The sequence below is a fragment of the Streptomyces sp. NPDC054841 genome (assembly GCF_053611045.1).
Window position 1 is genome coordinate 17,353 of record NZ_JBSGZO010000083.1, and the last position, 7,096, is coordinate 24,448.

Here is a 7,096-nt window from a genome sequence, read left to right on the forward strand (position 1 = left end):
TTTGAAATGAACGGGACATGACCAGTAGCGGGAGAACGTCGGAACGCGGCTGTGCGGCGGGCGGGCGGCGGCCCGAGAGGGCGTGCGCCGGTGCGGCGGGGAAAGGGTTTCGCGGGCACTGGCGGCTGGCCCATAGGATTGGGCCAAAACCATCACACTCACCCCTGAGGATCGCTGCATGCCTGGCATCACGCGCGAGGAGGTCGCTCACCTCGCCCGGCTGGCACGTCTGGAGCTGAAGGACGAAGAGCTCGACCACTTCGCCGGACAGCTCGACGACATCATCGGCGCGGTCGCCCGCGTCTCCGAGGTCGCCGACCAAGACGTACCGCCGACCTCCCACCCGCTGCCGCTGACCAATGTCATGCGCGCGGACGAGGTCCGTCCGTCGCTCACCCCCGAGCAGGCGCTCTCCGGCGCCCCTGCACAGGAGCAGCAGCGTTTCAAGGTGCCGCAGATCCTGGGGGAGGACTAAACAGTCATGACGGACAGCACCATCATCAAGCTCACCGCGGCCGAGATCGCCGCGAAGATCGCCGCCGGCGAGCTCACGGCCGTCGAGGTCACCGAGGCGCACCTCGCCCGCATCGAGGCCGTGGACGAGAAGGTCAACGCCTTCCTGCACATCGACCGTGAGGGCGCTCTCGCGCAGGCCCGCGCAGTCGACGCCAAGCGCGAGCGCGGCGAGGAGCTGGGCCCGCTGGCCGGCGTCCCGCTCGCGCTGAAGGACATCTTCACCACCGAGGGCATCCCGACCACGGTCGGTTCGAAGATCCTCGAGGGCTGGATCCCGCCGTACGACGCCACGCTCACCAAGCGTCTCAAGGCCGCCGACGTCGTGATCCTCGGCAAGACCAACATGGACGAGTTCGCCATGGGGTCCTCGACCGAGAACAGCGCGTACGGTCCGACCGGCAACCCCTGGGACCTGACCCGGATCCCCGGCGGCTCCGGCGGTGGCTCGTCCGCCGCCCTCGCCTCGTACCAGGCCCCGCTCGCCATCGGCACGGACACCGGCGGTTCGATCCGTCAGCCCGCCGCCGTCACCGGCACCGTCGGCGTCAAGCCGACCTACGGCGGTGTCTCCCGCTTCGGCATGGTCGCCTTCTCCTCGTCCCTCGACCAGGGCGGCCCGTGCGCCCGTACGGTCCTGGACGCGGCGCTGCTGCACGAGGTCATCGCCGGGCACGACCCGCTGGACTCGACCTCGATCGACGCGCCGGTCCCGCCGGTCGTGGAGGCGGCCCGCAACGGCAGCGTCAGCGGCATGCGTGTCGGCGTGGTCAAGCAGTTCCGCGGCGAGGGCTACCAGGCCGGCGTCGTCCAGCGCTTCGACGAGTCCGTCGAGCTGCTGCGCGAGCTGGGCGCCGAGATCGTCGAGCTGGACTGCCCGTCCTTCGACCTCGCGCTCTCCGCGTACTACCTGATCGCGCCGTCCGAGTGCTCCTCGAACCTCGCGCGCTTCGACGCCATGCGCTACGGCCTGCGCGTCGGGGACGACGGCACCAAGTCCGCCGAGGACGTCACCGCCCTCACCCGTGAGGCCGGCTTCGGCGACGAGGTCAAGCGCCGCATCATGCTCGGTACGTACGCCCTGTCGTCCGGCTACTACGACGCGTACTACGGCAGCGCCCAGAAGGTCCGTACGCTCATCAAGCAGGACTTCGAGAAGGCCTTCGAGCAGGTCGACGTGATCGTCTCCCCGACGACCCCGACCACCGCCTTCCCGATCGGTGAGCGTGCCGACGACCCGATGGCGATGTACCTCGCCGACCTGTGCACCATCCCGACCAACCTGGCCGGCAACGCGGCGATGTCGCTGCCCTGCGGCCTGGCTCCGGAGGACAACCTCCCGGTCGGTCTGCAGATCATCGCCCCCGCCATGAAGGACGACCGCCTCTACAAGGTGGGTGCGGCCGTCGAGGCCGCCTTCGTGGAAAAGTGGGGCCACCCGCTGCTGGAGGAGGCACCGTCACTGTGAGCACGTTGCAGAAGGCCAAGGGCTTCAAGAAGTCCAAGACCGGCACGTACCTGTCCATGGGCACCACCGCCTTCGGTGCGATCAGCGTCGCCAAGCAGGTCAAGAAGGCCCGCATGGAGCACGACACGCTCCGGCTGATCGACGCCGCCGTGTCCGCCGCCGCCATCATCACCGGCCTCGCGCTGCTCTACCGCGAGCTGAAGCGCCTGGGCGACGACGACGTCCTGCTGGGCTGAGAGGGAAGTTTCACCGTGACCGTCACGACTGACCTGGTGTCGTACGAGGACGCTCTCGCGTCGTACGACCCCGTCATGGGCCTTGAGGTCCATGTCGAACTCGGCACCAGGACCAAGATGTTCTGTGGCTGCTCGACCGAGCTGGGCGCCGAGCCCAACTCGCAGACCTGCCCCACCTGCCTCGGCCTGCCCGGCTCGCTGCCGGTGATGAACGCCGTGGGCGTCGAGTCCGCCATCAAGATCGGTCTCGCGCTCAACTGCGAGATCGCCGAGTGGTGCCGTTTCGCCCGGAAGAACTACTTCTATCCGGACATGCCGAAGAACTTCCAGACCTCGCAGTACGACGAGCCGATCGCCTTCAACGGCTATCTGGACGTCCAGCTGGAGGACGGCGAGGTCTTCCGCGTGGAGATCGAGCGCGCCCACATGGAGGAGGACACCGGCAAGTCGACCCACGTCGGCGGTGCCACCGGCCGTATCCACGGCGCGTCCCACTCCCTGCTGGACTACAACCGCGCCGGCATCCCGCTGATCGAGATCGTCACCAAGCCGATCGTCGGCGCCGGTGAGCGCGCTCCCGAGGTCGCGAAGGCGTACGTCGCCGAACTGCGCGAGCTCATCCGCGCTCTCGATGTCTCCGAGGCCCGTATGGAAATGGGCCAGATGCGCTGCGACGTGAACCTCTCGCTGCGGCCGAACGGCACCGAGAAGTTCGGCACCCGCTCCGAGACGAAGAACGTCAACTCGCTGCGTTCCGTCGAGCGTGCGGTGCGCTACGAGGTCATGCGCCATGCCGCGGTGCTCTCCTCGGGCGGCACGATCGTCCAGGAGACCCGTCACTTCCACGAGGAGGACGGTTCGACGACGTCCGGCCGGGTCAAGGAGGAGGCCGAGGACTACCGGTACTTCCCGGAGCCCGACCTCGTTCCCGTCGCCCCGTCCCGTGAGTGGGTCGAGGAGCTCCGCGCGGGGCTCCCCGAGCTGCCGCGCGTGCGCCGCAACCGGCTCCGTGAGGAGTGGGGCATCTCGGAGCACGACATGCAGTCGATCCTCAACGCGGGCGCGGTCGACCTGATCGTCGCCACGATCGAGGCGGGCGCCGACTCCGTCTCCGCCCGTAAGTGGTGGATGGGCGAGCTGTCCCGTAACGCCAACGAGTCGGGCGTCTCCCTCGACGCGCTGGCCATCACCCCGGAGCAGGTCGCCCGGGTGACCGCCCTGGTCGGTGACGGTTCGCTCAACGACAAGCTGGCGCGCCAGGTCATCGAGGGTGTCCTCGCGGGCGAGGGCGACCCGGATGCCGTGGTCGAGAAGCGCGGCCTCAAGGTCGTCTCCGACGAGGGTGCGCTGGGCACCGCTGTCGACGAGGCGATCGCCGGCAACGCGGCCATCGCGGACAAGATCCGCGGCGGCAAGGTCGCGGCGGTCGGCGCGCTGGTCGGCGCGGTCATGAAGGCCACCCGTGGCCAGGCCGACGCTGCCCGTGTCAAGGAGCTGATCCTGGAGAGGCTCGGCGTGACCGAGGGCTGATCCGCAGCTGTACGGACGGAAGGGCGGGACGCCGAGCGCGGTGTCCCGCCCTTCCGCTTGTCCGCTGTTCCGCTCGTCCGGCCTTCAGCTGTGCCTGCCCTTCCGTTGCGCCCAGCTGCCCGGCCGTGGTCATCAGGAGCGCTTCGCCGACAGCCGAAGTGCCGCCGGGAACGCCGGTGTCGTCAGCGCCGCCGCGCACAGCGCCGTCAGCGCCGCTGCGCACAGCGGCGTCGTACGGAAGCTGTCCGGGGAGGGGCGTCAGTACGTCCGTATACCCAGGCCGGGGAGCCACAGCTCGCCGCGGTCGTTCACACCGACGTCCCGGGCCACCAGCTCGTCCGGAGTGACCGCCCCGCGCGCCCGCAGCTCACCGACCGCCAGCCGTGCCGCCGCGGCCGCCGCGCCCTCCTCCGAGTCCGGGAAGGCCGACTGCCACCAGCCCTTGTCGCGGGTCTGCCAGCCACGCTCCCGCATCTGCCGCTCCCGCTCCGGGCCCTGCTCCGCGTCCCGGTCGTCGACCGCCACCCCCAGCCCCTCGCCCGGGCTGTACGAGACGACCAGATCACGCCCCCAGTCCCGGCTGCAACGGATGGTGAAGCCCGCCCAGTCGCCCGGCACCTGCACCGGAAGCTGCTCGGCCCAGGCCGCGAGCATCAGCTCCAGTGCGGTCTCCAGATGGTCCCAGCGGCTCGCGAGCCGGGCGCCGGGACGTGCCACGGGTCGCGCACCCGGCCCGTTCCGGTACAACTGCCAGCTGTACGGCAGGAGATCGAAGTCCTCCGGCTCGTCCACCGACCAGGCGCCGCCCCATTCGAAGCGCCGGCGCTCCTCGTCCTCCAGCTCCTCCGGACGGTGGACCGACAGCCGGGCACCGAAGCGGTCGCCCGACAGCAGCACCAGCCGGCTGTCGTCGCGCCACCGCACACCGGGCCCCCGCGCCGATCCCCCGTACAGCGTCGGCTCGCCGATCCTGGCAACCAGCGCGTCGTACACCTCCCGGAACGCCTCGCGCCGCTCCACCGGCGTCGCCCCCGGCCGGTACGACACGACCTCGACCGGCGGCCGGCCGAAGTGTCCCTCCGGGGCGTCGTGCAGCTGCTGCGCGAGCTCTGCCGCCGCGGCCGGCGTGGTGACTCCGGCGGTCCTGGACGCCCCCGTGGATGCCCCCGTATTGGTCATGGACCCATGGTGGCAGGCGTCACTGACAACGCTGCCATGTCAGGCGCCGCCGACCGGCCGTCCGGTGGCGGGATCTCGCCTGGACTCTCCGGCGGGCCTCTTGGACGTTCATTCCGCAGTCGTCCCCGGGACTCTCCTCCGCCATCTGCTCTCACTAGCTTCCGGGCGGTAACGCGCGACTCAGGAGGATCACTTGACCACGGACATCTCACGTCGACGGCTGTTCGCACTCGGCGGGGGCGCCCTCGGTGCCGCGGCGGCCGGGTCCCTGCTGCCGCCGTCCCTGCAGGAGGCGCTCGCCGCCCAGCCGCCCTCCGGGGGGCTGCACGCGATCAAACACGTGGTGATCCTGATGCAGGAGAACCGTTCCTTTGATCACTACTTCGGCACCCTGCGCGGCGTCCGTGGCTTCGGTGACCGCAACGCCGTCGAACTGCCCTCCGGCAAGCCCGTCTTCGAGCAGCCCGGTCCCCTGGGCACCGTGCTGCCCTTCCCGGTGCGCGGCGCCGCCGAGACGCAGAAGAAGGACCTCCAGTACATCGGCGACCTCGACCACTCCTGGGGCGGCGGAGCCAAGGCCTGGCACGACGGCTGGATGGACGGCTGGGTTTCGGCCAAAACCGCGGCGACCATGGCGTACTACGACCGTCGCGACATCCCGCTGCACTACGAGCTCGCCGACACGTTCACGATCTGCGACGCGTACCACTCGTCGATCCATACGTCGACGAGCCCCAACCGCAACCATCTGTGGAGCGGCTGGACCGGCTTCGAGGCCGACGGCAGCCGTGCGGTGTCGAACGCCGCGTACGCCGAGGACCGCCACCCCGGATACCCGTGGCCCACCTACGCCGAGCGGCTGGAGAAGGCGGGCCGCAGCTGGAAGACGTACCAGGAGTGGGAGAACTTCACCGACAACAACCTCGAGTTCTTCACCACCTTCAAGAAGATCGCCCGGAAGGCCCTCGCCAAGGCCGGCGACTTCACCTTCATGGAGGCCTTCTACGCGAAGGTCCGCGACACCTCCGACACCGCCGAAAGGGCCCGGCTGCTGGCCGCGCTGGAGGAGGGAGTGGCCACGCTCACCAAGGAGGAGCGCTCGCTCTTCGAGCGTGGGCTGCGGCGCGGTGAGACCGGCAGCCTCGCCGACCAGTTCCGCGCGGACGTGGCGGCCGGCGCGCTCCCCGAAGTGTCGTACCTGGTGCCGTCCGCGGTCGACTCCGAGCACCCGGGCTCCTCCTCGCCGATCGCCTCCGCCACCCTCGTCTACAAGGTGCTGGACGCCCTCGGCTCGCACCCCGACGTCTGGCGGCACACCGTCGTCCTGATCAACTACGACGAGAACGACGGCTTCTTCGACCATGTGCCGCCGCCGGTGCCGCCCGCCGACAACACCGAGGAGCGCTGGCAGGGCAAGCCCACGGGCCTCGGCATCCGCGTTCCGCTGCTCGTGATCTCGCCGTGGACCGTCGGCGGCTACGTCTGCTCCGAGGTCTTCGACCACAGCTCGGTGGTCCGGTTCCTGGAGAAGTGGACGGGTATCGAGGAGCCCAACATCACCGCCTGGCGGCGCGCTGTCACCGGCGATCTGACCTCCGCCTTCGACTTCCGGCGCGGCCGGCCGCAGCCCGAGGTCGAGCAGCCCGGCGCGATCCCGCCGTTCACGGGCCGCTGGCGGCCGCAGCCGCCGCTGGTGCAGCACATGCCCGTGCAGGAGCCGGGCACGCGGCCCGCGCGCCCGCTGCCGTACCAGCCGGACGCCTCCGCGAAGCTCGGCGACGGCGCGCTGACAGTCGCCCTCAGGAACACGGGGCGCGCGAGCGCACACTTCGCGCTCTACCCGTACGCCGGTGAGTTCCCTGTCCCGCAGCACAAGGACGTAAGGGGCACGGCGCAATGGAGCGTGCCCCTTACCGGGGACGCCTACCGGTTCACGATCACCGGGCCGAACGGCTTCCGGCGCGAGTTCGCCGGCCCGGTCAGGGGCGGCGCCGAGGTCGTCTCGCGCATCGACCACCACGACCGCGATCTGCTTCTCACGCTCCGCAACAACGGCGACCGGGCCGTCACCTTCACCGTCCGCCCCCTCGGGTACGTCGACGAGGAGGACCTCCGCGACTGGACCCGGGAGGTCACGGTGAAGCCCGGCCGCAGCCGCACCGTCGTCCAC

General features: G+C 70.3%; 6 protein-coding genes. 5 read left to right on the forward strand and 1 reads right to left on the reverse strand.

Features of this window, described 5'->3' with window-relative positions:
• Positions 1-178 precede the first annotated feature (178 nt).
• From gatC to gatB, 4 genes are read left to right on the forward strand one after another with little or no spacing between them, the layout of a single operon-like run.
• Positions 179-475, forward strand: coding sequence for an Asp-tRNA(Asn)/Glu-tRNA(Gln) amidotransferase subunit GatC (gene gatC / locus ACWGI8_RS14495; protein WP_016642027.1), 297 nt, complete (start codon positions 179-181; stop codon positions 473-475).
• A 6-nt stretch (positions 476-481) separates the two neighbouring features.
• Positions 482-1,981 (forward strand): Asp-tRNA(Asn)/Glu-tRNA(Gln) amidotransferase subunit GatA, encoded by a 1,500-nt coding sequence (gene gatA / locus ACWGI8_RS14500; protein WP_453660886.1) that lies wholly within the window; start codon positions 482-484, stop codon positions 1,979-1,981.
• The gene (locus ACWGI8_RS14505; RefSeq protein WP_453660888.1) at positions 1,978-2,217 is read left to right on the forward strand and encodes a hypothetical protein; all 240 of its coding nucleotides are present in this window, start codon (positions 1,978-1,980) and stop codon (positions 2,215-2,217) included. The genes gatA and ACWGI8_RS14505 overlap by 4 nt, the downstream gene beginning before the upstream one ends.
• A 15-nt stretch (positions 2,218-2,232) precedes the next feature.
• Positions 2,233-3,747, forward strand: a complete 1,515-nt coding sequence (gatB, locus tag ACWGI8_RS14510) for an Asp-tRNA(Asn)/Glu-tRNA(Gln) amidotransferase subunit GatB (protein WP_453660889.1) — start codon at positions 2,233-2,235, stop codon at positions 3,745-3,747.
• A gap of 258 nt (positions 3,748-4,005) precedes the next feature.
• Here the strand turns inward: gatB and ACWGI8_RS14515 are convergent, their stop codons facing one another.
• Entirely contained in the window at positions 4,006-4,926 is a 921-nt protein-coding gene (locus ACWGI8_RS14515) for a hypothetical protein (protein ID WP_453660890.1), read from the reverse strand.
• A 193-nt stretch (positions 4,927-5,119) separates the two neighbouring features.
• Between ACWGI8_RS14515 and ACWGI8_RS14520 the strand changes: the two genes are divergently transcribed.
• Positions 5,120-7,096 (forward strand): phosphocholine-specific phospholipase C (locus ACWGI8_RS14520; protein WP_453660892.1); only part of this gene is annotated, 1,977 nt, incomplete at its 3' end.